This is a genomic window from Streptomyces sp. NPDC006655, from assembly GCF_040703965.1.
GTDB lineage: Bacteria > Actinomycetota > Actinomycetes > Streptomycetales > Streptomycetaceae > Streptomyces.
Map to the genome: position 1 here is coordinate 15,020 of NZ_JBEYJU010000095.1, position 20,482 is coordinate 35,501.

The 20,482-nt window shown below is 70.5% G+C and carries 18 protein-coding genes; 7 read left to right on the forward strand and 11 right to left on the reverse strand.

Features of this window, described 5'->3' with window-relative positions; translation table 11 throughout:
• Positions 1-15: 15 nt before the first annotated feature.
• From ftsH to dacB, 5 genes are all read right to left on the reverse strand, one after another.
• The gene (gene ftsH, locus AB0958_RS36080; RefSeq protein WP_360564355.1) at positions 16-2,055 is read right to left on the reverse strand and encodes an ATP-dependent zinc metalloprotease FtsH; all 2,040 of its coding nucleotides are present in this window, start codon (positions 2,053-2,055) and stop codon (positions 16-18) included.
• A 209-nt stretch (positions 2,056-2,264) separates the two neighbouring features.
• Entirely contained in the window at positions 2,265-2,825 is a 561-nt protein-coding gene (hpt, locus tag AB0958_RS36085; protein WP_046730905.1) for a hypoxanthine phosphoribosyltransferase, read from the reverse strand.
• Between the two features lie 66 nt (positions 2,826-2,891).
• Positions 2,892-3,986, reverse strand: a complete 1,095-nt coding sequence (gene tilS, locus AB0958_RS36090) for a tRNA lysidine(34) synthetase TilS (protein WP_366894695.1) — start codon at positions 3,984-3,986, stop codon at positions 2,892-2,894.
• A 184-nt stretch (positions 3,987-4,170) separates the two neighbouring features.
• On the reverse strand, positions 4,171-5,304 hold the full coding sequence (locus tag AB0958_RS36095) for a zinc-dependent metalloprotease (protein ID WP_366894696.1): 1,134 nt from the start codon (positions 5,302-5,304) through the stop codon (positions 4,171-4,173).
• A gap of 76 nt (positions 5,305-5,380) precedes the next feature.
• Positions 5,381-6,997: a D-alanyl-D-alanine carboxypeptidase/D-alanyl-D-alanine-endopeptidase gene (gene dacB, locus AB0958_RS36100; RefSeq protein WP_366894707.1), complete on the reverse strand. Its 1,617-nt coding sequence runs from the start codon at positions 6,995-6,997 to the stop codon at positions 5,381-5,383.
• Positions 6,998-7,121: 124 nt separating this feature from the next.
• Here dacB and AB0958_RS36105 point away from each other — a divergent pair, with 124 nt between their 5' ends.
• Both AB0958_RS36105 and AB0958_RS36110 read left to right on the forward strand, forming a co-directional pair.
• Positions 7,122-7,613 carry an inorganic diphosphatase gene (locus AB0958_RS36105; RefSeq protein ID WP_046730908.1) on the forward strand — a complete coding sequence of 164 codons (492 nt, stop codon included), beginning with the start codon at positions 7,122-7,124 and terminating at the stop codon, positions 7,611-7,613.
• A 129-nt stretch (positions 7,614-7,742) separates the two neighbouring features.
• On the forward strand, positions 7,743-9,398 hold the full coding sequence (locus AB0958_RS36110; RefSeq protein ID WP_366894697.1) for a threonine/serine exporter family protein: 1,656 nt from the start codon (positions 7,743-7,745) through the stop codon (positions 9,396-9,398).
• 110 nt (positions 9,399-9,508) lie between these two features.
• On the opposite strand, the gene AB0958_RS36115 is transcribed toward AB0958_RS36110, so the two are convergent.
• Positions 9,509-10,399, reverse strand: coding sequence for a VTT domain-containing protein (locus AB0958_RS36115; protein ID WP_366894698.1), 891 nt, complete (start codon positions 10,397-10,399; stop codon positions 9,509-9,511).
• 161 nt (positions 10,400-10,560) lie between these two features.
• Positions 10,561-11,322, reverse strand: coding sequence for a MerR family transcriptional regulator (locus AB0958_RS36120; RefSeq protein ID WP_366894699.1), 762 nt, complete (start codon positions 11,320-11,322; stop codon positions 10,561-10,563).
• Positions 11,323-11,426: 104 nt separating this feature from the next.
• On the opposite strand from AB0958_RS36120, the gene AB0958_RS36125 reads away from it, so the two are divergent.
• Positions 11,427-12,713 (forward strand): ion channel protein, encoded by a 1,287-nt coding sequence (locus tag AB0958_RS36125; RefSeq protein ID WP_366894700.1) that lies wholly within the window; start codon positions 11,427-11,429, stop codon positions 12,711-12,713.
• A gap of 45 nt (positions 12,714-12,758) precedes the next feature.
• Positions 12,759-14,168 carry a glutamate decarboxylase gene (locus tag AB0958_RS36130; protein ID WP_366894701.1) on the forward strand — a complete coding sequence of 470 codons (1,410 nt, stop codon included), beginning with the start codon at positions 12,759-12,761 and terminating at the stop codon, positions 14,166-14,168.
• 3 nt (positions 14,169-14,171) lie between these two features.
• Here AB0958_RS36130 and AB0958_RS36135 read toward each other — a convergent pair whose 3' ends face one another.
• The 3 genes from AB0958_RS36135 to AB0958_RS36145 all read right to left on the reverse strand — a co-directional run bounded on the left by AB0958_RS36135 (position 14,172) and on the right by AB0958_RS36145 (position 17,239).
• Positions 14,172-14,720, reverse strand: a complete 549-nt coding sequence (locus AB0958_RS36135) for a DinB family protein (protein ID WP_366894702.1) — start codon at positions 14,718-14,720, stop codon at positions 14,172-14,174.
• 121 nt (positions 14,721-14,841) lie between these two features.
• A complete protein-coding gene (locus tag AB0958_RS36140; protein ID WP_366894703.1) occupies positions 14,842-16,302 on the reverse strand; it encodes an aldehyde dehydrogenase family protein in 1,461 nt (486 codons plus the stop codon).
• Between the two features lie 112 nt (positions 16,303-16,414).
• The gene (locus AB0958_RS36145) at positions 16,415-17,239 is read right to left on the reverse strand and encodes a helix-turn-helix transcriptional regulator (protein WP_366894708.1); all 825 of its coding nucleotides are present in this window, start codon (positions 17,237-17,239) and stop codon (positions 16,415-16,417) included.
• 354 nt (positions 17,240-17,593) lie between these two features.
• Between AB0958_RS36145 and AB0958_RS36150 the strand changes: the two genes are divergently transcribed.
• Positions 17,594-18,076 carry an ATP-binding protein gene (locus AB0958_RS36150; RefSeq protein ID WP_366894704.1) on the forward strand — a complete coding sequence of 161 codons (483 nt, stop codon included), beginning with the start codon at positions 17,594-17,596 and terminating at the stop codon, positions 18,074-18,076.
• Positions 18,077-18,168: 92 nt separating this feature from the next.
• On the opposite strand, the gene AB0958_RS36155 is transcribed toward AB0958_RS36150, so the two are convergent.
• The gene (locus AB0958_RS36155; RefSeq protein ID WP_046730917.1) at positions 18,169-18,438 is read right to left on the reverse strand and encodes a DUF397 domain-containing protein; all 270 of its coding nucleotides are present in this window, start codon (positions 18,436-18,438) and stop codon (positions 18,169-18,171) included.
• A 446-nt stretch (positions 18,439-18,884) separates the two neighbouring features.
• On the opposite strand from AB0958_RS36155, the gene AB0958_RS36160 reads away from it, so the two are divergent.
• Together AB0958_RS36160 and AB0958_RS36165 are read left to right on the forward strand one after the other, a co-directional pair.
• Positions 18,885-19,397 carry a hypothetical protein gene (locus AB0958_RS36160; protein WP_366894705.1) on the forward strand — a complete coding sequence of 171 codons (513 nt, stop codon included), beginning with the start codon at positions 18,885-18,887 and terminating at the stop codon, positions 19,395-19,397.
• Positions 19,398-19,551: 154 nt separating this feature from the next.
• A complete protein-coding gene (locus tag AB0958_RS36165; protein WP_366894706.1) occupies positions 19,552-20,070 on the forward strand; it encodes a DUF4232 domain-containing protein in 519 nt (172 codons plus the stop codon).
• Positions 20,071-20,482: the final 412 nt, after the last annotated feature.

Genomic DNA, 20,482 nt, shown 5'->3' on the forward strand with positions numbered 1-20,482 from the left:
GTCGGTCCGGTGGGGTCAGCTCTCGGGACGGTCCTCCGGCGCCTGCTCGGTCGCCGGGGCGGACTCGGCCGCCGTGGACTTCACCGTGCTGATCGCCGGCGTCGAGCCGTTCGCCCCGTTGGTCAGTGCGAGCTCCTTGGGGGAGAGCACCGGCGGGCGGGTGGACGGCGTACGGCGGGAGGAACCGGTCCAGGCGGGCCGGGCCGGGCGCTTGACGATGGCGGAGAAGATCTCGGCGATCTCCTCCTTGCCCAGGGTCTCCTTCTCCAGGAGCTGGAGAACGAGGTTGTCGAGGACGTCGCGGTTCTCGACCAGGATCTCCCAGGCCTCGTTGTGCGCGTTCTCGATGAGCTTCTTCACTTCCTCGTCCACCAGGGCGGCGACCTCTTCCGAGTAGTCGCGCTGGTGGGACATCTCACGGCCGAGGAAGGGCTCGGTGTTGTCGCCACCGAACTTGATCGCGCCGAGACGCTCGGTCATGCCGTACTGCGTGACCATCGCGCGAGCGGTGGACGTGGCCTTCTCGATGTCGTTCGCGGCGCCCGTGGTCGGGTCGTGGAAGACCAGTTCCTCGGCCGCGCGGCCGCCCAGCATGTAGGCGAGCTGGTCGAGCATCTCGTTGCGCGTGGTCGAGTACTTGTCCTCGTCCGGGAGGACCATCGTGTAGCCGAGGGCGCGCCCGCGGGACAGGATGGTGATCTTGTGGACCGGGTCGGAGTTGGGGGAGGCCGCCGCGACCAGGGCGTGTCCGCCCTCGTGGTACGCGGTGATCTTCTTCTCCTTGTCCGACATGATCCGGGTCCGCTTCTGCGGGCCCGCGACCACGCGGTCGATCGCCTCGTCGAGCATCTGGTTGTCGATGAGCTTGCGGTCGCTGCGGGCCGTGAGCAGGGCCGCCTCGTTCAGCACGTTCGACAGGTCCGCGCCGGTGAAGCCCGGCGTGCGGCGGGCGACCGCCGCGAGGTCGACGTCGGGCGCGACCGGCTTGCCCTTCTGGTGGACCTTGAGGATCTCCAGACGGCCCTGCAGGTCCGGCGGGTCGACCGCGATCTGGCGGTCGAAGCGGCCGGGGCGCAGCAGCGCCGGGTCGAGGATGTCGGGCCGGTTCGTCGCGGCGATGAGGATCACACCGCCCTTGACGTCGAAGCCGTCCATCTCGACGAGCAGCTGGTTCAGGGTCTGCTCGCGCTCGTCGTGACCACCGCCGAGGCCGGCGCCGCGGTGGCGGCCGACCGCGTCGATCTCGTCGACGAAGACGATCGCCGGGGCGTTCGCCTTGGCCTGCTCGAAGAGGTCACGCACCCGGGAGGCACCGACACCGACGAACATCTCGACGAAGTCGGAACCGGAGATCGAGTAGAAGGGCACTCCGGCCTCGCCGGCGACGGCGCGCGCGAGCAGCGTCTTGCCGGTGCCGGGGCGGCCGTAGAGGAGTACGCCCTTGGGAATCTTGGCGCCGACGGCCTGGAACTTGGCCGGCTCCTGGAGGAACTCCTTGATCTCGTGGAGTTCCTCGACGGCCTCGTCGCAGCCCGCGACGTCCGAGAAGGTCGTCTTCGGGGTGTCCTTGGTGATGAGCTTCGCCTTGGACTTGCCGAAGTTCATGACCCTGGAGCCGCCGCCCTGCATCTGGTTCATCAGGAACAGGAAGACGACCACGATGAGGACGAAGGGGAGCAGGGAGAGCAGGACGCCGACGAAGGCGTTCTGCTTGGTCGGCGAGACGGTGTAACCGTCGGGGATCTGCTTGTCCTGGTATTTGGTCTGCAGCGTATTGGCGATGGTCACGCCCTGGTCGCCGATGTAGCTCGCCTGGATCTTCGAGCTGCCGTCGACCTTCTCGCCGTTCTTGAGCGTGACCTTGACGGTCTGCTCGTCACCGGTGGTCAGCTTCGCCGATGCCACCCTGTTGTCGTTGATCGCCGCCACGACCTGGCCGGTGTCCACCGTCTTGTAGCCGCCGGACGAGCCGACGACCTGCATCAACACGACCACGGCAAGGACGGCCAGCACGATCCACATGACCGGCCCACGGAAGTATCGCTTCACGTCCATCCATACGGAGCGGTGCCGCCCCGTCCCTCCTGCCATAGTGAGTTTGATAAGACAGTTCTTCTGACGGTACCCCAGCATTGTGGCCCGAAGCCGCACGAAGCTGCTTCCGACGGCTGGTGAACCCGTCTCTGCATGCTCCAACGGCGCGAAACCCGCTGGGGTTCCCGATCGTCTTACGCAAGTGGACCCTCCGGCGTATCAGCCGGGGTTCAGCCGCCGTAGACGTGGGGCGCGAGCGTACCGACGAACGGGAGGTTGCGGTACTTCTCGGCGTAGTCGAGGCCGTAGCCGACGACGAACTCGTTGGGGATGTCGAAGCCGACCCACTCGACGTCGATGGCGACCTTGGCCGCGTCGGGCTTGCGCAGCAGGGTGCAGATCTTCAGGGTCTCGGGCTCGCGGGAGCCGAGGTTGTTGATCAGCCAGGAGAGGGTCAGTCCGGAGTCGATGATGTCCTCGACGATCAGGACGTGCTTGCCCTTGATGTCGGTGTCGAGGTCCTTGAGGATCCGCACCACGCCGGAGGACTGGGTGCCCGCGCCGTAGGAGGACACGGCCATCCAGTCCATGGTGACGGGGGTGGACAGCGCCCGGGCGAGGTCCGCCATGACCATCACGGCGCCCTTGAGGACGCCGACGATGAGCAGGTCCTTGCCCGCGTACTCCGCGTCGATCTTCGCGGCCAGCTCGGCCAGCTTCGCGTCGATCTCTTCTTTGGTGATGAGCACCTGCTGGAGGTCGGCACCCATGTCTTTCGCGTCCACCCGCATCACTTTCGGTCGGTCGTCCCACCGGCCTACCCACCCCGCCGGAGGAGCTCTCCGGGAGGTCGGGATTCAGCCTTGCCGAATCACCAGTCTGCCACCCTGCCGCTGGGCGACGACCTTGCCGGGGAGATTGATGGCCCCCTGGCCGCGCCAGCCGGTGATGAGACGGTCGACTTCCTCGATGTGCCGGGCGAACAGGGAACCGGCCGGGGCGCCCGCCTCGATGGCCGCGCGCCGCAGGATCCGGCGGCGTACGGCGGGGGGCAGCGCGTAGAGCTTCGCGCACTCCAGCAGGCCCGTGGCGTCCCGTACGGAGGCCTCGGCCTGGCTGGCCCAGGTGTCGAGGGCGTCGGCGTCGTCACGGGAGAGCTGGGCGGTGCGTGCGAGGGCCTCGACGACGCCCTTGCCGAGCGCCTTCTCCAGCGCGGGAAGCCCCTCGTGGCGGAGCCGGGAGCGGGTGTACGCCGGGTCCGCGTTGTGAGGATCGTCCCAGACGGGCAGGGCCTGGACCATGCAGGCCTTGCGGGCGGTCTGCCGGTCCAGCTGGAGGAAGGGGCGCCGGTAACGGCCGCCGGCCCCCGAGACCGCGGCCATTCCGGACAGGGAGCGGATGCCGGAGCCGCGGGCGAGGCCCAGCAGGACGGTCTCGGCCTGGTCGTCCCTGGTGTGGCCGAGCAGGATCGCGGTGCCGCCGTGCCGTTCCAGGGCGGCGTCCAGGGCCGCGTAGCGGGCGTCGCGGGCGGCAGCCTCGGGCCCGCCGTCGCGGCCGACGGTGACGGTGATGGACTCGGCCGGGTCGAGGCCGAGCTCGCGCAGCCTCAGGACGACTTCCTCGGCCCGCAGGTCGGAGCCGGGCTGCAGCCCGTGGTCGACGGTGATGCCGCCCGCGCGGACGCCGAGCTTGGGGGCCTCGAAGGCGAGGGCGGAGGCGAGCGCCATGGAGTCGGCGCCGCCGGAGCATGCCACGAGGACGAGCGGGGAGGGGGGCCGCTCGTTCGGTGTCTGCTCCGGGATGTCCCCGTGGGGGCGGGCGAGGCGCGCGGTGATGCGCCCGCCGGTGCTCTCGCCGGCGGTACGGCTGAGGCGGCTCTGGTCGGTGAGGATGTCGTGGAGGACGCGGCGGACCGCCAGGCGTATCGCCGCGACCGCAGGATGGGGACCCATGTCCGGTTCCCTTCATGAAGTTTTCGGGGGGTGAGCCCGAGATCGGTCACTCAGAGTGTGTAGATGGTGACAGAAACAGGCCGTTCCCCGAGCATCGCACGCCTACCCATCGCTCACGGTCCCTCGGACGGGTGATTGAAGGGGCGTTCGCCTGCCGGATCCGGCTCACCGGACGCCCCCCGGTTCACGAGTCGGCCTTGCGGTGCACCCGCGCGACCCAGTCCGCCGGTTTGGCGATCTCCGACTTGGTCGGCAGGGTGTTCGGGGAGGTCCACACCCGGTTGAGGCCGTCCATGCCGACCTGGTCGACGACGGCCCGCACGAAGCGCTCGCCGTCCCGGTACTGGCGGAGCTTGGCGTCCAGGCCGAGCAGCTTTCGCAGGGTCATGTCGAGCCGGGAGGCTCCCTTGGCGCGCCGCTGCTGGAACTTCTCGCGGATCTCCGCGACGGTCGGCACGACGGCCGGTCCGACGCCGTCCATGACGAAGTCGGCGTGGCCTTCGAGCAGGGACATGACGGCGGTGAGCCGGCCGAGGATCTCGCGCTGGGCCGGGGTCTGCACCAGTTCGACGAACGACCGTCCGCCGTCGTCCTCCTCGGCCTCGGGGCGGCCGCCGGCCAGCGACTGGGCGGCGTCCCGGACGCGTTCGAGGACGGTCATCGGGTCGACGTCGGTCTCCGACAGGAACGCCTGGATCTCGCCCTCCAGATGGGCGCGCAGCCAGGGCACGGCCGTGAACTGGGTGCGGTGGGTCTCCTCGTGCAGGCACACCCACAGGCGGAAGTCGTGGGGCTGTACGTCGAGTTCGCGCTCCACGTGGACGATGTTCGGGGCGACGAGCAGAAGCCGGCCGCCGCCGTTCTCGTCCGCCGGGAGGTCGCGGGACGCGGGGGCGAAGGTCTCGTACTGGCCGAGGACCCGGGAGGACAGGAACGACAGCAGCATGCCGAGTTCCACGCCGGTGACCTTGCCGCCGACGGCGCCGAGGACCGCGCCGCCCGGGGTCCCGGAGCGGCGCTCCTGCATCTTGTCGAGCAGTGGTTTGAGCAGTTCGCGGAAGCCGGCGACGTTCGCCTTGACCCAGCCGGGCCGGTCCACCACCAGGACGGGGGTGTCGTGGACGTCGTCGGTCCCCATACGAGTGAAGCCCCGGACGTGTTCCTCCGAGGCTTTCGCGTGTCGTCGCAGCTCCGCGACGATGGCCCGGGCCTCGTCACGGCTCACCTCGGGTCCCGGCCGCACGAGCCGGGTCGCGGTCGCCACCGCGAGATTCCAGTCGACCATCCCAGAAGAAGCAGCGCCACCGATGCTCGTCATGCGTCAACCGTACGTTAGCGCTCCCCCTTGGGGCAGGCCGTGAGCCGCCGGGGCCGGGGCCGGCCCCGCCACGGCCCTACAGCCCGGCCAGTGCGGTGGCCGTCCGGTCCAGTGCCTCCTGGGCCGCCTGCGGGTTCGTCGTGCCCGAGGTCAGGAAGGCGAAGGCCAGCAGCCGGCCGTCCCGGTCGACGAGGGTGCCCGCCAGGGTGTTGACGCCGGTGAGGGTGCCGGTCTTGGCGCGTACGACGCCTGCCGCGCCGTCCGAGTAGCGGCTGGTCAGGGTGCCCGTGAAGTGGGCCACGGGCAGGCCGGTGAGGACCGCGCGCAGGCCCGGCTGGTCCGCGTCGGCGGCCTTCGCGAGCAGTGCGGTGAGGAGGTCCGCGGTCAGCCGGTCGTCCCGGTTCAGGCCGCTGCCGTCGTGGAAGGAGGCGCCGGTCATCGGCAGGCCCAGCCTGGTCAGCCGGGCGTCGATGGCGGCCGCTCCGCCGTCGAAGCCGGCCGGTCTGCCGCCGGCCAGTGCGGTCTGGCGGGCCAGGGCCTCGGCGATGTCGTTGTCGCTGTAGGTGAGCATGCGCTCGACGACCGAGGACAGTGGCGGCGAGGCGACGGTGGCGAGGGTGCCGGCCCGGCGGCTCGCCTTGGCCGTGCCGGGGTCCGAGGTCTTGATGCCGGCGTCCGCCAGGAATCCCGCGAACTTCTGTGCCGCGTCGGCCGCCGGGTCGGCCGCCCGGGGCGCGGGGCCTTTGGTGGAGCCGTCGGTGCGGGCCTCGTCGGCCATGAGCGGGCTCACGCGCGCGAGGTTCTCGTTGACCCCGATGGGGTGCAGGTCGGGGCCGGTGTAGAGCGAGGTGTCGTAGGAGAGCGTGATCTGTTCGATGCCCCGCGCGGTCAGGGATTTCGCCGTCTCGGTGGCGAGGGTGCGCAGACTGGCCCAGCCGCCGGCGTCCGGGCGGGCGGTGAGGGTCGGGTCGCCACCGCCGATCAGGACGACCTGCCTGGTGCCGGGTTCGAGGACCGCGCGGGTGGTGAAGCGGTGGTCGGGGCCGAGGGCGGAGAGGGCGGCGACCGCCGTGGCGATCTTGGTGGTGGAGGCGGGGGCGAGGCCCGTGTCGGCGCCTTCGGCGTAGAGGCGTTTCGCGGTGGCCACGTCGAGGACGACGGCGGTGCGGGTGCTGCCGAGCTCCGGGACGTCCAGGAGGGGCCCCAGGACGTCCTTGAGGGCCGCCGGGGAGATCCCGGCGGGGTTCTGGGTGGAGTCCGCGGTGGGCGCCGACTTCACGGTGTCGGTGCCGCCGCCCAGCCCCGTCAGGACGGGACCTGCGCTCGGGGCCGCGCCGGGGTCCGAGCCGGCGGTGCCGGAGCCGGTGCCGTGATCTGCGCCACCCGGCCGCTGGAGGGCGGCCGCCCGGTCCCGCTCGGCCGTACGCTGACCGTTGGCGTCCCAGGGGCCCGCCGCGGTCGCCACACCGGCGGCCAGCGCGAGCCCGGCCGTGGTGGCGCCCGCGGTGTACTGCCAGGTCCTGAGGGTCCGAGGACGAGGGGGGCGGACCAGACCGGCCGGCCGGGGTCCGGTCACGCGCGTGAGCCGGGCGAGCTGTGGTTCCACGGCCTGCCTCAAGCGTGTGACCTGCGGCTTCGTGGCGGCCGTCCAGCGTTGCAGACCCGGTCGCACGGCGGCCGCGAGCTTCCGCACCCGCGGTTTCGCGGCCTGCCAAGGCCTCAGCTCTGGCACGACCACCAGCCCCTTTCGCGATCACACACCAGCGTGAGGGACACTTAATCACCAGAACTATGTGTTGATCATGGAGGAGCCACCGGTGGAGTTCGACGTCACGATCGAGATCCCGAAGGGTTCGCGGAACAAGTACGAGGTGGACCACGAGACCGGTCGGATCCGCCTGGACCGTCGTCTCTTCACCTCGACCGCCTACCCGACCGACTACGGCTTCGTCGAGAACACCCTCGGCGAGGACGGCGACCCGCTGGACGCGCTGGTCATCCTGGACGAGCCCACCTTCCCGGGCTGCCTCATCAAGTGCCGCGCGATCGGCATGTTCCGGATGACGGACGAGGCCGGCGGCGACGACAAGCTGCTGTGCGTGCCGGCCACCGACCCGCGTGTGGAGCACCTGCGCGACATCCACCACGTGTCGGAGTTCGACCGCCTGGAGATCCAGCACTTCTTCGAGGTCTACAAGGACCTGGAGCCCGGCAAGTCCGTCGAGGGTGCCAACTGGGTGGGCCGCACCGACGCCGAGGTCGAGATCGAGCGGTCGTACAAGCGCTTCAAGGAGCAGGGCGGTCACTGAGACGACCCCGCACCTCACTTGGGAGAACGGGCCGCACACGCGCGTGTGTGGCCCGTTTTTCGTGCCTCGTGGGGGGCAGTGCGCATACTGAGGCGTAGGTAGAGGTGTCGTTCAGGGAGCAATACGGCAGTGACGGAGGCGGAGGACCGCAAGCCCAGGTCGGACGAGGCACGGTACGACCCGGAGATCACGTCGGAGTTCGCCGTCCCGGCGGGCATCGCGGTCCCGGAGGCCGGCGGCGAGCCGGAGACGACGTCCGAGTTCGCGGTGCCGGACGGCTTCCAGGCGCCGCAGCCGGCGGCCGGTGAGCCGGAGGGCTCGGCGTTCAGCGTGCCGAGCACCTACAGCGCCTACGACGCCCCGGCCGCCTTCACCCCCGCCTCCGGTTTTCCCGCGGTCAGCCTGGTGAAGGACGCGCCCTGGCAGGACCGGATGCGCACGATGCTGCGCATGCCGGTGACCGAGCGGCCGGCGCCGGAACCGGTGCAGAAGACCGAGGACGGCGGTCCCGCCGTCCCGCGCGTGCTCGACCTGACGCTGCGTATCGGGGAGCTGCTGCTCGCGGGCGGTGAGGGCGCGGAGGACGTGGAGGCCGCGATGTTCGCGGTCTGCCGCTCCTACGGCCTCGACCGGTGCGAGCCGAACGTGACGTTCACCCTGCTGGCGATCTCCTACCAGCCCTCGCTCGTCGACGACCCGGTGACCGCCTCCCGGACGGTGCGGCGGCGCGGGACCGACTACACGCGCCTCGCGGCCGTCTTCCGGCTCGTGGACGACCTCACCGACCCCGAGACCCATGTGTCCCTGGAGGAGGCCTACCGGCGGCTCGCGGAGATCCGCCGCAACCGGCACCCGTACCCCGGCTGGGCGCTGACCGGCGCGAGCGGGCTGCTCGCCGGGGCCGCCTCCGTGCTGGTCGGCGGTGACCTCCTGGTGTTCGTGGCCGCCGCGGTGGGCGCGATGCTCGGCGACCGGCTGGCGTGGCTGTGCGCCGGGCGGGGTCTGCCGGAGTTCTACCAGTTCATGATCGCGGCGATGCCGCCGGCCGCGATCGGGATCGCGTTCTCTCTCGCCCACGTGGACGTCGCGGCGTCCGCGGTGGTCACCGGTGGGCTGTTCGCGCTGCTGCCCGGGCGGGCGCTGGTCGCGGGCGTCCAGGACGGGCTGACCGGCTTCTACATCACCGCCTCCGCGCGGCTGCTGGAGGTCATGTACTTCTTCGTCGGCATCGTCACCGGCGTGCTGACGGTGTTGTACTTCGGCGTGAAGCTGGGCGGCCGGCTCGATCCGGACGCGACGCTGATCGGCTCCCCACGGCCGTACGTGCAGATCGCCGCGTCGATGGTGCTGTCGCTGACCTTCGCCGTCCTGCTCCAGCAGGAACGGTCCACCGTGCTGGCGGTGACCCTCAACGGCGGTGTGGCCTGGTCCGTGTACGGCGCGATGCACTACACCGGCCAGATCTCGCCGGTCGCCTCCACGGCCGTCGCGGCCGGTCTCGTGGGCCTGTTCGGGCAGTTGCTGTCCCGGTACCGGTTCGCGTCCGCGCTGCCGTACACGACGGCGGCGATCGGGCCGCTGCTGCCGGGGTCGGCCACGTACTTCGGGCTGCTGTCGATGGCCCAGAACCACGTCGACAAGGGGCTGGTGTCGCTGGCCAAGGCGGCGTCGCTCGCCATGGCCATCGCCATCGGGGTCAATCTGGGGTCGGAGATCTCGCGGCTGGGGCTGCGGCTGGGGTTCGCGGGGAAGCGGCGGGCCGCCAAGCGGACCAGGGGGTTCTGACGCCGTCGGTGGGCCGATGAGGTGCGTCGGCGGTCGGCGGGTGCGGGTGCGTCGTGGCTTGTCGCGCAGTTCCTCCCCCAGCCTTCGGCTGGGGGTACCCCCAGCGCCCCTTACGGGGCGCGGTACTGCTGCTCGTTGTACGGGTACTGCTGCTGCTCGTCGTAGTAGCCGTTCTGATCGTAGTACTGCTGCTGGTCGTACTGGGGCTGCTGCTGCGGCTGGCCGTACTGCTGCTGTTCGTACGTCGGCTGCTGTTCGTACGTCGGTTCGATCCTGCGGAGGCGGGTGGTGGCGTCGTCCATCACCGGGGCCTGCGGGTACTGCTGCTGGAAGGGCTGGAACTGCTGCTCCGGCGGAGCCGGCGGGGTCGCCGCGGCCTCCTTCTTCCCCTTGGAGCGGGCCCGCAGGAACTCGATGGCGATCGGGACCACCGAGATGAGGACGATCAGGATCAGGATCGCCTCGATGTTGTTCTTGACGACGTCGATCTTGCCGAGCCAGGAGCCGAGCAGGGTGACGCCGGCGCCCCACAGGACGCCACCGATGACGTTGAACGTCAGGAACGAGCGGTACGCCATGCCGCTGACGCCGGCGATGATCGGCGTGAACGTGCGGATCACCGGCACGAAGCGGGCGAGGATCAGGGACTTCGGGCCGTGCTTCTCGAAGAACTCGTGCGCCTTCGCGACGTTCTCCTGCTTGAACAGGCGGGAGTCCGGGCGGTTGAAGAGCGACGGGCCGACCTTCTTGCCGAACATGTAGCCCGCCTGGTCACCGAGGACGGCGGCCAGGCAGATCAGGGCGATGGCACCCCACAGCGGGAAGTCCAGCTGGTGCGAGGTGATCAGCAGGCCGCAGGTGAACAGCAGGGAGTCGCCCGGCAGGAAGAAACCGATCAGCAGCCCGGACTCGGCGAAGACGACCAGGAGCAGGCCCCAGATGCCGAACGAGTCGAGCAGGGTGTTCGGATCCAGCCAACTCGGGCCGAGGGCGAGCGTCATAACGTTCCGGGCTCCTGTGGGATGAGGGCACGTCGAGATCCTTGTGCGGGCGCACAAACCTATCAACGTAATGTGACCACCCCAGGTTCCACCGGTGGCTCCGGTATGCACTGTGCGACAACCGGGAGGAAGCTGTGGGCCGCCGTCGGCGGCCCCCGGGATCACGCCGTGTGCCGGTCCGCGTTCGCCTCGATCGCCTCCTTCAGGTGCTCGGCGAGGCCGGGGGCCATCGAGTCGTAGAACGCCTTGAAGCGCTCGTCGGCGACGTACATCCCGGCCAGGCAGCGGTGCATGGCGTACGGGCAGTCGTAGAACCACCGCGAGATGTGCAGGCGGTGTTCCTCGGCCAGGTCCATGGCCCGTTCGCCGGTCGCCGGCTCGGCCGCGGTCACCAGGGCGGCGTAACGCGCGCCCCAGTCGTCGACCTCGGCCTTCATCCGCTGCCAGTCGGCCTTGGTGTAGCCGGCCGCGCGACGCTGCGACTCGGCGTAGGCCTCGGTGCCGCCCCAGCGCTGTTCTGCCTCCTCGGCGTACTGCTCGGGGTCCTTGTCCCCGAAGACCTCGAAGCGTTCCCCGGGGGTGAGGTTGATGCCCATCCTGCGTGCCTCCATGGCGTGTTCCACGGCCTCGGCCATCTTCCGCAGCTTCTCGATCCGGGCGGTCAGCAGGTCGTGCCGGCGGCGCAGCTGCGCGCGCGGGTCCGCGTCCGGGTCGTCGAGCAGGGCCGCGACCTCGTCGAGCGGGAAGCCGAGCTCCCGGTAGAACAGGATCCGTTGCAGCCGGTCGAGGTCGGCGTCGCCGTAGCGCCGGTGTCCGGCGGGGCTGCGTTCGCCCGGGACCAGCAGGCCGATCTCGTCGTAGTGGTGCAGGGTGCGCACGGTGACGCCGGTGAACCCGGCGACCTGTCCCACGGAGTAGCTCACGTCCGCTCCTTTCCGTGCTCCACCATGGATCCTCACGCCACGTGAGGTGCAAGCCCGTTTCCGTTCCGGATGTTGTGTCGGTTTTGCCCGCTTATGGTGGGCGCGTGGCCCAGGACACCGCGCAGCAGGCGCTCCCCACCCCGCCCTCGGCCCCCGCGCGCGCCCTGCTGCCGCTGATCCTGCCGTCCCTCGCCGTCGGGGTCGGCAGCAGCCTGCTGTTCCTGCTGGTGAGCTCGCTGGCCGACCGGCTGCAGCACGTACTGTGGACCGACCTGCCGGACGCGCTGGGTGTCGGGCGGTACTCGGTGCTGTGGATGCTGGTGATGCTGACCGCCACCGGGGTCGCGGTGGGGCTGGTGGTGTGGAAGGTGCCCGGGCACGCGGGACCGGATCCGGCCACCCTCGGCCTGGAGGCGGTGGCGCTGCCGCCCGCCGTGCTGCCGGGGCTGGTGCTGGCCACCGCGCTGATGCTGGCGGGCGGGCCGAGTCTCGGTCCGGAGAATCCGCTCATCGCCGTGAACGTCGGGCTGGCGCTGTGGCTGGGGCGGCTCGCGATGCCCCGGCTGCCGGGTTCCCTGTGGCCCGCCCTGGCCGACGCGGCGACGCTCGGCGCGCTGTTCGGGACGCCGGTGGGCGCGGCCCTGGTGATCTCCGAGGCGCTGGCCGGCAAGCCGCTGAAGGGCGCGCTGTGGGACAACCTCTTCGGGCCGCTGCTGGCCGCGGCGGCGGGCGCGATGACGACCGACCTGCTGGCCCGTCCGACCCTGGACCTCGGGCTGCCCGCGCTCGGCAGGACGCGCTGGCCCGATCTGCTGGCGGCCCTGGTGATCGCGCCCGCGGCGGCGCTGCTCGGCATGTGCGCCGTCCGCGCCTTCCCGTACGTCCACGGCGCCTTCCGGCGCCTCGGGCACCCCATGGTGGCGCTTCCGGCCGGCGGGCTCGTGCTGGGCCTGCTGGGGGCGCTGGGCGGTCAGCTGACGCTCTTCAAGGGGCTGGACCAGGTCGCGGTGCTGGCGAAGGACCCGGAGGGCTGGTCGGCGGGACAGTTCGCGGTGATGACGGTCGTCAAGCTGGCCGCGCTGACCGTGGCCGCCTCCTGCGGTTTCCGCGGTGGCCGGATCTTCCCGTCGGTGTTCATCGGCTCGGCCTTCGGGCTGTGCGCCCACGCCCTGGTGCCCGCCGTCCAGCCGTCGGTGGGCGTGGCGGCGGGTGTCCTGGGCATGTTGTTGGCGATCACCCGGCAGGGCTGGGTGAGTCTGTTCACGGCCGCGGTACTCGTGGCCTCGCCGAGCATCATCGTGTTGCTCTGCATCGCGTCGCTGCCCGCGTGGCTGCTGGTGACCGGGCGGCCGAGAATGCAGTTGCGGGCGGACGGCACCGCCCTGCGCTGATCCCGTGCCGCGAACCCAAGTGAACTCTCCCAGGAGGCAGCACTCATGGCGCTCCACAAAGGCCCCGAGAAGCACCAAGAGCGAGCGATGTCCGTCAACCCGTTCTTCGGGGAGGCGAACCCGGTCGGCGGCATGACCGAGGCCCCGCCCACACACCGGCTGCCGGACGCCCCGCTGCCGCCGAACACGGCGTACCAGCTGGTCCACGACGAGCTGATGCTGGACGGCAACGCCCGGCTGAATCTGGCCACTTTCGTGACCACCTGGATGGAACCCCAGGCCGGCGTCCTGATGCAGGAGTGCCGGGACAAGAACATGATCGACAAGGACGAGTACCCGCGCACCGCCGAACTGGAGCGGCGCTGCGTGGCGATGCTCGCCGACCTGTGGAACGCGCCGGACCCGTCGGCCGCCGTCGGCTGTTCGACGACCGGGTCCAGCGAGGCCTGCATGCTGGCCGGGATGGCGCTCAAGCGCCGCTGGACGCAGCGCAACGCCGACCGCTACCCGGGCAGTGCCCGACCGAACCTGATCATGGGCATCAACGTCCAGGTCTGCTGGGAGAAGTTCTGCAACTTCTGGGAGGTGGAGGCCCGGTACGTGCCCATGGACGGCGACCGCTACCACCTGGACCCGCAGGCCGCCGCCGACCTCTGCGACGAGAACACCATCGGGGTCGTCGCCGTCCTCGGCTCCACCTTCGACGGGTCCTACGAGCCGGTCGCCGACCTCTGCGCCGCCCTGGACGCCCTCCAGGAGCGCACCGGGTTCGACGTCCCGGTCCATGTGGACGGCGCGTCCGGTGCGATGATCGCACCCTTCCTCGACGAGGACCTGGTGTGGGACTTCCGGCTCCCGCGCGTGGCCTCGATCAACACCTCGGGCCACAAGTACGGCCTGGTCTATCCGGGCGTCGGCTGGGCGCTGTGGCGGGACAAGGAGGCGCTGCCCGAGGAGCTGGTCTTCCGCGTCAACTACCTGGGCGGCGACATGCCCACCTTCGCCCTCAACTTCTCCCGCCCCGGCGCCCAGGTGGTGGCGCAGTACTACACGTTCCTGCGGCTCGGCCGGGACGGCTACCGCGCGGTGCAGCAGACCTCCCGGGACGTGGCCACCGGGCTCGCCGAACGCATCGAGGCGCTCGACGACTTCCGGCTCCTCACCCGGGGCGACGAACTGCCCGTGTTCGCCTTCACCACCGCCGACCACGTCACGGCGTACGACGTCTTCGACGTGTCCCGGCGGATGCGCGAGGGCGGCTGGCTGGTGCCGGCCTACACCTTCCCGGCGAACCGGGAGGACCTGTCCGTGCTGCGGGTGGTGTGCCGCAACGGCTTCTCGAAGGACCTGGCCGACCTGTTCATCGAGGACCTGTCCCGGCTGCTGCCGGAGCTGCGCCGCCAGCCGCATCCGTCGACCAGGGACAAGGACGCGGCCACCAGCTTCCACCACTAGGCGCTACGAGCCCTGTTCCTGCTCCTGTTCCAGGGCCACGAGTTCGAAGGCCGTCTTCCCGTCCAGGGACTCTCGGATGATGTCCGCGTGGCCCGCGTGGCGGGCGGTCTCGCGGATCAGGTGGAGGCAGACCCAGCGCATGGAGACGCTGCCCTTCGGGAACCAGGGCGCCTCGGGGAGCGGGAAGGTGTCGTCGAGGCTGGGGACCGAGCGGATGAACTTCTCGGTCTCGGCGGCGACCTGCTCCCAATGGGCGAGCTGGGAGGCCACCGTCTCGTCGCCGACCAGCTGGAAGGTCTCGTGCCAGTTGGACTGGTCGCGCTGGATCGCCGGCGGCTCCTGCCTGGCGCGGGCGATCCAGCTCTGCTCGACCTCGGCGCAGTGCTTGAGCAGGCCGGACAGGGACAGCGCACTGGCGCTGGGCTTGGTCGCCGCCTGCTCGTCGGTGAGTCCGAGCAGCGCCCGGCGGACGCCGCCGCGCTGTTCCTCGATGAAGGAGAGCAGTGCTCCGCGCTCGTCGCCGTGTGCTTCCGCGGGAACGTGGGTGACCATGGCCGGCCGCCTTTCCTCGGTGGTGTTTCCCCGACACGACCGAAGCTACGGGCCCTCTAGGACAGATCGCGTCCTAATGGGCCCGTGGCGGCCGGATTCGCCGGCCCGCCGGATTCGCCGGCTAGAAGGGGAAGCCGCTGCGGCCGTGCTGCACCGAGATCCACTTCAGGGTGGTGAAGGCCTCCAGCGTCGTCTCGCCGTTCAGTCGGCCGATGCCGGAGTTCTTCTCGCCGCCGAAGGGGACCAGCGGTTCGTCGTGCACGGTGCCGTCGTTGACGTGGAACATCCCGGTGTCGATCTTCCGGGCGAAGGCCACGCCCCGCTCGACGTCCCCGGTGTGCACGGCGCCGCTGAGGCCGTAGGGGGTGTCGTTGACGAGTCGTACCGCCTCCTCCTCGCCGTCGAAGGGGATGAGGAAGGCGACCGGGCCGAAGACCTCCTGGCGCAACAGCGCGGAGTCGGCGGGCACGTCGGTGAGGACCGAGGGCTCGACCAGGTTGTCGGTGGTCGCGCCGTGCACGAGGGCGGTGGCGCCCTCGGCGATCGCCTGCTCGACGGTGGCCGAGATCGCCTCCGCCTGCCGCGAGTTGATCACCGGGCCGATGACGGTCCCCGGGTCGCGCGGGTCGCCGGACCTGAGGGACTTCACCTTGGCGACGAACTTCTCGGTGAACGCGTCCGCGATCGAGCGGTCGACCAGCACGCGGTTGGCGGCCATGCAGACCTGGCCCTGGTGGACGTACCGGCTGAAGACCGCCGCGTCGACCGCGTAGTCCACGTCGGCGTCGTCGAGGACCACGATGGCGCTGTTGCCGCCCAGTTCGAGCACCGAGCGCTTGAAGAGCGCGGCGCAGACGGTGGCCACGTGGCGGCCGACCTTGTCGGATCCGGTGAACGAGATGACCTTGGGGATCGGGTGCTCGATGAAGGCGTCGCCGATCTCGGCGATGTCGGTGACGACGACGTTGAGCAGTCCGCCCGGCAGGCCGGCGTCCTCGAAGATCTTCGCGACCAGGGTGCCGCCGACGATCGGGGTGTTCTGGTGCGGCTTGAGCACCACGCCGTTGCCCAGCGCGAGCGCCGGCGCGACCGACTTGAGGGCCAGCAGGAAGGGGAAGTTGAAGGGGCTGATCACGCCCACCACACCGACCGGTTCGCGGTAGAGGCGGTTCTCCTTGCCGTCCACCGGGGAGGGCAGGATCTTGCCCTCGGGGCGCAGCGCCAGGTGGACCGACTCGCGCAGGAACTCCTTGGCGAGGTGGAGTTCGAAGCCGGCCTTCAGGTGCGTGCCGCCGAGTTCGGCGATGATCGCCTCGGTGATCTCGCCCGCGCGCTCCTCGACGAGGCGCAGCGCCTTCTCGAAGACCGCGCGGCGGGCGTAGGGATTGGTGGCGGCCCACTGCTTCTGGGCGCGCGCGGCCGCCCGGTAGGCCTGATCGATCTCGTCGACCGCGGCTATCGTGATCGAGGCGAGCTTCTCACCGTCGTACGGGTTGAAGTCGATGATGTCCCAGGAACCGGTCCCCGGGCGCCACTCACCGTCGATGTACTGCTGTGCCAGGTCGGTGAAGTACGGCGACATGTGATCCCCAAATCACTAGCAGACGCATGAGCGACATCACTGTCTGATCACGCGTCATCGTACGTGCGTGACATGCCAGTTGGGGACGGAGAGCGAACTTCTGGGCAGAGCCCTAGGAGAGCTGGAGGAGACCCCGCAGGAGGTCCCGGCTCTCGTCCGGCCCCGGGCTGTCCTGCTGGAGTTCCTTCAGGGCCAGCTCGTACTGGGCGACGTCCTCGCGTTTGTCCAGGTAGAGGGCGCTGGTGAGCTGTTCCAGATAGACCACGTCGGACAGGTCCGACTCGGGGAAGCTCAGGATCGTGAAGGAGCCGCCCTCCCCGGAGTGCCCGCCGAAGCTGAACGGCATGATCTGAAGCCGGACGTTGGGGTGTTCGGACATTTCGACCAGGTGCTGGAGCTGGCCGCGCATCACCTCACGGCTGCCGTAGGGACGGCGCAGGGCGGCCTCGTCGAGAACGATGTGGAAGTCGGGGGCGTTCTCGGCCACCAGGTACTTCTGCCGCTCCAGGCGGAGGGTGACCCGCCGTTCGACGTCCGCCTCGCTCGCGCCCTTCATACCGCGCCGCACCACCGCGCGCGCGTAGTCCTCCGTCTGCAACAGACCGTGGACGAACTGCACCTCGTACGCCCTGATCAGGTGGGCGGCGCCCTCCAGGCCGACATAGGTGGGGAACCAGGTCGGCAGGACGTCGGAGTAACTGTGCCACCAGCCCGCCACGTTGGCCTCCCGGGCGAGGGAGACGAGCTGCTCCCGCTCGGCCTCGTCCGTGATGCCGTACAGCGTCAGCAGGTCTTCCACGTCCCTGGTCTTGAAGCTCACCCGGCCCAGCTCCATACGGCTGATCTTCGACTCGGAGGCGCGGATCGAATACCCGGCGGCCTCCCGTGTGATCCCCCGGGCCTCGCGCAGCCGCCTGAGTTGCGAGCCGAGCAGCATTCGCCGCACCACCGATCCGGGCTCTCCCGCGCTCACGTTCGCCAGCCTCCCCAACCGTCCTCAGGGCCCGCAGTCTGCCACTAAAACACTTCGAGCAGTACTCGTCCGGTTACGGAAACGGAAAGAGTCCGCAGTCTAAGCGCAGGAAGTGGCAAGCAGGTAGTGAGCCATCGGCGCCAAGTTGGCGGAAAAAATGGCCAAGAAGCGGTACGGGAGGGTCCAATTCGGTCTCGTGCACGTGCATCTGCCCTTGCATCTGGTGTACGCATCCGAAACCATGGTCCCGCGCCACCGCTGCATCGCAACGACCGCGAATTCCCGGGAGTGCCTCGCATGGGGACGAATGGATCGACCATGCTCAAGCCATTACGGCAGGGCCTTCCGCCGCTTGATCCCGCGGCCGTGTCCGACGCCGCCTCCTGCGCCCTGCCCGCACGCTACGAAGCGGTGCGCGAAGCGCGGTCGTTCACCCGCAAAACCCTCGGCCAGTGGGACGTCGGCGACCGCTTCGACGACGTCTGCCTCGTCGTCTCGGAGCTCGTCACCAACGCGCTGCGGCACGCGGTCCCCGGCGAGAGCGAGCGGTGCGCCGGACCGCAGGCGCCGGCCGTGCGGCTGCACCTGATGCGGTGGTCCGAGCGGCTGGTGTGCGCGGTGCGCGACCCCAGTCACGCGACCCCGGTCCCCGGTGACTCCGACGACTTCTCCGCCGAGTCGGGCCGCGGGCTGTTCCTGGTCGACTCGTTCAGCGACAGCTGGGGCTGGCATCCGCTGGCGGGCACCCTGCACGGCAAGGTCGTGTGGGCGCTGTTCCGGCTCCCGGCGGCGGCCGCGTAGCGAGACCCGGCATCTTCCGACGCCGGGTTTCTACGCGCGTTGCCGCTACGGTGTCCGACCCATGCCCGGGATCGCCCCGGACCGGACCGCGGTCAGCTCACGATCAGGTGGTCGAACTCGCCGTCCTTGACACCGAGGAGCATCGCCTCGATCTCGGCGCGCGTGTAGACCAGGGCCGGGCCGTCCGGGAAGCGTGAGTTGCGGACCGCCACGTCACCGCCCGGCAGCCGGGCGAACTCGACGCAGGAGCCCTGCGAGTTGCTGTGCCTGCTCTTCTGCCAGGCCACTCCGTCCAGCTGCGTCGCAGCCATGCCGTTGTACACGTCAAACCCCTCGTACACGCCGTCAACGTCGAGGTCCACAGGTCGCTCCCCGGTGGTGCACTAACTGGCTGATGTGACCAGTGATGCCGTGGTCAACTGACCCGGATCATAACCTTGTTCATGTGCAGATGCATGAGCAGATGCACGTGCACGGGGGGTGTCCCTGCGGTTACAGCTTTGACGTCCGCTTTACCCGACCCGTTCCAGCGTCTGCCCCCGAGCACGCACGACATGCGATCGTCCAAATCGAAACCATCGTGTACCAGGAACAGACGCATACGGCGGCCCGGGTGTTCCAACGTCCGTGTGAGGGTCCGGTGAGCGGGACCGGCCGCCGCGGCCACAGCGGATCCCTACCTGGCGTACACGGGTCCTCCGGGTGAGTGCTGGTAGCTTGCCGCTGTCGTCCGGGGAGCCGGGCGACCGACCCCCTAGAGCTCGGGAGCGTTGCGGTGACTACGGCTACGGCTACGGCGAGTACGCCCATGGCGCATACGGCTACGACGCGCACGCGGGCGGCTTCGGCCGTACGGCTCGCGGCGGCCGCCGCCGGGCTGGCGGGCGCGCTCACGCTGACCGCGTGCAGCGGCGGTGACTCCGGCGGCTCCTCCGCCACCCCTTCCGGGACGTCGTCCGCGACCGCCACCGCCTCCGCCGGTTCCGGCAGCGCCACGGCCTCGTCCGACGTACTTCAGGGCAGCTGGATCACCACGAGCGGCGGCAAGATCGTCGCCCTCGTGGTCACCGGCAAGCAGGCCGGGCTCTTCGAGACCGGCGGCGCGGTGTGCAGCGGGACCGCCGGCGAGGAGGCCGGGATGCGGATGATCCACCTCAGCTGCACGGACGGCAGCAAGGACCGGGTCACCGGAATGGTCGACACGGTCAGCAAGGGCAGCATGAAAGTCACCTGGTCAGGAAAATCCGGTGAGGAGACCTACACCCGGGCGGAGGGCGGCAAGCTGCCGTCCGGCCTGCCCACGGCGAACCTCGGGCGATAGGGCCCTGCCAGGCGGCCGGGGCCCGCTCCCGCCGGGCCGTGCGGGACCGCGGGAGCACGCCGGGAAACGGTCGACGACGGGGCCGGGCGAGCGGCACCGGGCCGCGGGCGTGATGATGCTGGGACACCGTCACGACCTCGATGGGGATCTGCTCATGCGCGCCATTCCGCTCACCGTCACCGCCCTCGCCGCCGCCCTGGCCCTGACCGCCTGCGACCACGGCGGCTCAGGGACCAACAGCAAGAACGGCTCGGCCTGTGAGATCGGCAAGGTCTCCGTCCAGGTCGGCCCCGCGAGCGTCGCGCCGGCCGCCGGGGACACCGGCGAGGTGCCCGTGAGCCTCACCAACCAGAGCGCGCCGTGCACCCTGGACGGGTTTCCCGGCGTCACGCTGAAGGCGGGCGGCACGTCCGCGACGGTCCCGGCGCAGTCGGGCGCGAAGACCGGCAAGCTGAAGCTCGCCAAGGGCGACTCCGCGACCTTCTCGATCAGCTACGTGCGCGGCAAGGACGGCGACGCCGCGAGTCTCGCGGCCACCTCCGTCACCGTGTCCCTGCCGGGGAGCGACGCGACGCAGAGCTACCCGTGGAAGTACGGCGCGGTCGCGGGCAAGGGCGGCTCCGCGGAGAAGCCGAACGCGACGGTGAGCACCTTCCAGCAGGCGGGCGACTGACCGGCCGACCCGCCCGCGAGCGGGTACGGCAGACGCACGCCGGGATTCGGAGGAGGGGGCGCCCGGGGCGGGAGCTTCGGTGGGCCGGGTGTCCGGCGCGCGGCCTCCGTGGGGCCGGCCACTCGCCGCGAGCTTCGGCGGGCGGGCGTCCGGTGCGGTTCCGTTGGGCGGCGCGCGCTGCGGTGGGTGCGGCTTGCGGGGGTGGCCGCGCGGTGCGGCGCTAGAGGGCCTGTCTGACCATTCCCGTCGTCGCCCGGAGGGCGGCCGCGCGGCGTCAGGTGCGTGCTCTGGGGGTCCCCCCGGCCGAAGGCTGCGGGAGTGCCGGGCCCTGATCCACGTACTGGACGTACGTGGGTCAGGGCCCGGTGCGGCGAGTGGGGCCCCCGGCCGGAGGCTGGGGGAGCGTGCATGG

Coding starts and splice junctions, on each gene's coding strand:
- AB0958_RS36135 (WP_366894702.1), bottom strand. CDS start 14,720: ATGGTCACCCACGTTCCCGCGGAAGCACACGGCGACGAGCGCGGAGCA.
- AB0958_RS36160 (WP_366894705.1), top strand. CDS start 18,885: ATGGCGCATACGGCTACGACGCGCACGCGGGCGGCTTCGGCCGTACGG.
- AB0958_RS36130 (WP_366894701.1), top strand. CDS start 12,759: ATGGCGCTCCACAAAGGCCCCGAGAAGCACCAAGAGCGAGCGATGTCC.
- AB0958_RS36115 (WP_366894698.1), bottom strand. CDS start 10,399: ATGACGCTCGCCCTCGGCCCGAGTTGGCTGGATCCGAACACCCTGCTC.
- AB0958_RS36095 (WP_366894696.1), bottom strand. CDS start 5,304: ATGACGAGCATCGGTGGCGCTGCTTCTTCTGGGATGGTCGACTGGAAT.
- tilS (WP_366894695.1), bottom strand. CDS start 3,986: ATGGGTCCCCATCCTGCGGTCGCGGCGATACGCCTGGCGGTCCGCCGC.
- AB0958_RS36145 (WP_366894708.1), bottom strand. CDS start 17,239: ATGCTGCTCGGCTCGCAACTCAGGCGGCTGCGCGAGGCCCGGGGGATC.
- AB0958_RS36140 (WP_366894703.1), bottom strand. CDS start 16,302: ATGTCGCCGTACTTCACCGACCTGGCACAGCAGTACATCGACGGTGAG.
- AB0958_RS36150 (WP_366894704.1), top strand. CDS start 17,594: ATGCTCAAGCCATTACGGCAGGGCCTTCCGCCGCTTGATCCCGCGGCC.
- AB0958_RS36165 (WP_366894706.1), top strand. CDS start 19,552: ATGCGCGCCATTCCGCTCACCGTCACCGCCCTCGCCGCCGCCCTGGCC.
- ftsH (WP_360564355.1), bottom strand. CDS start 2,055: ATGGACGTGAAGCGATACTTCCGTGGGCCGGTCATGTGGATCGTGCTG.
- hpt (WP_046730905.1), bottom strand. CDS start 2,825: ATGCGGGTGGACGCGAAAGACATGGGTGCCGACCTCCAGCAGGTGCTC.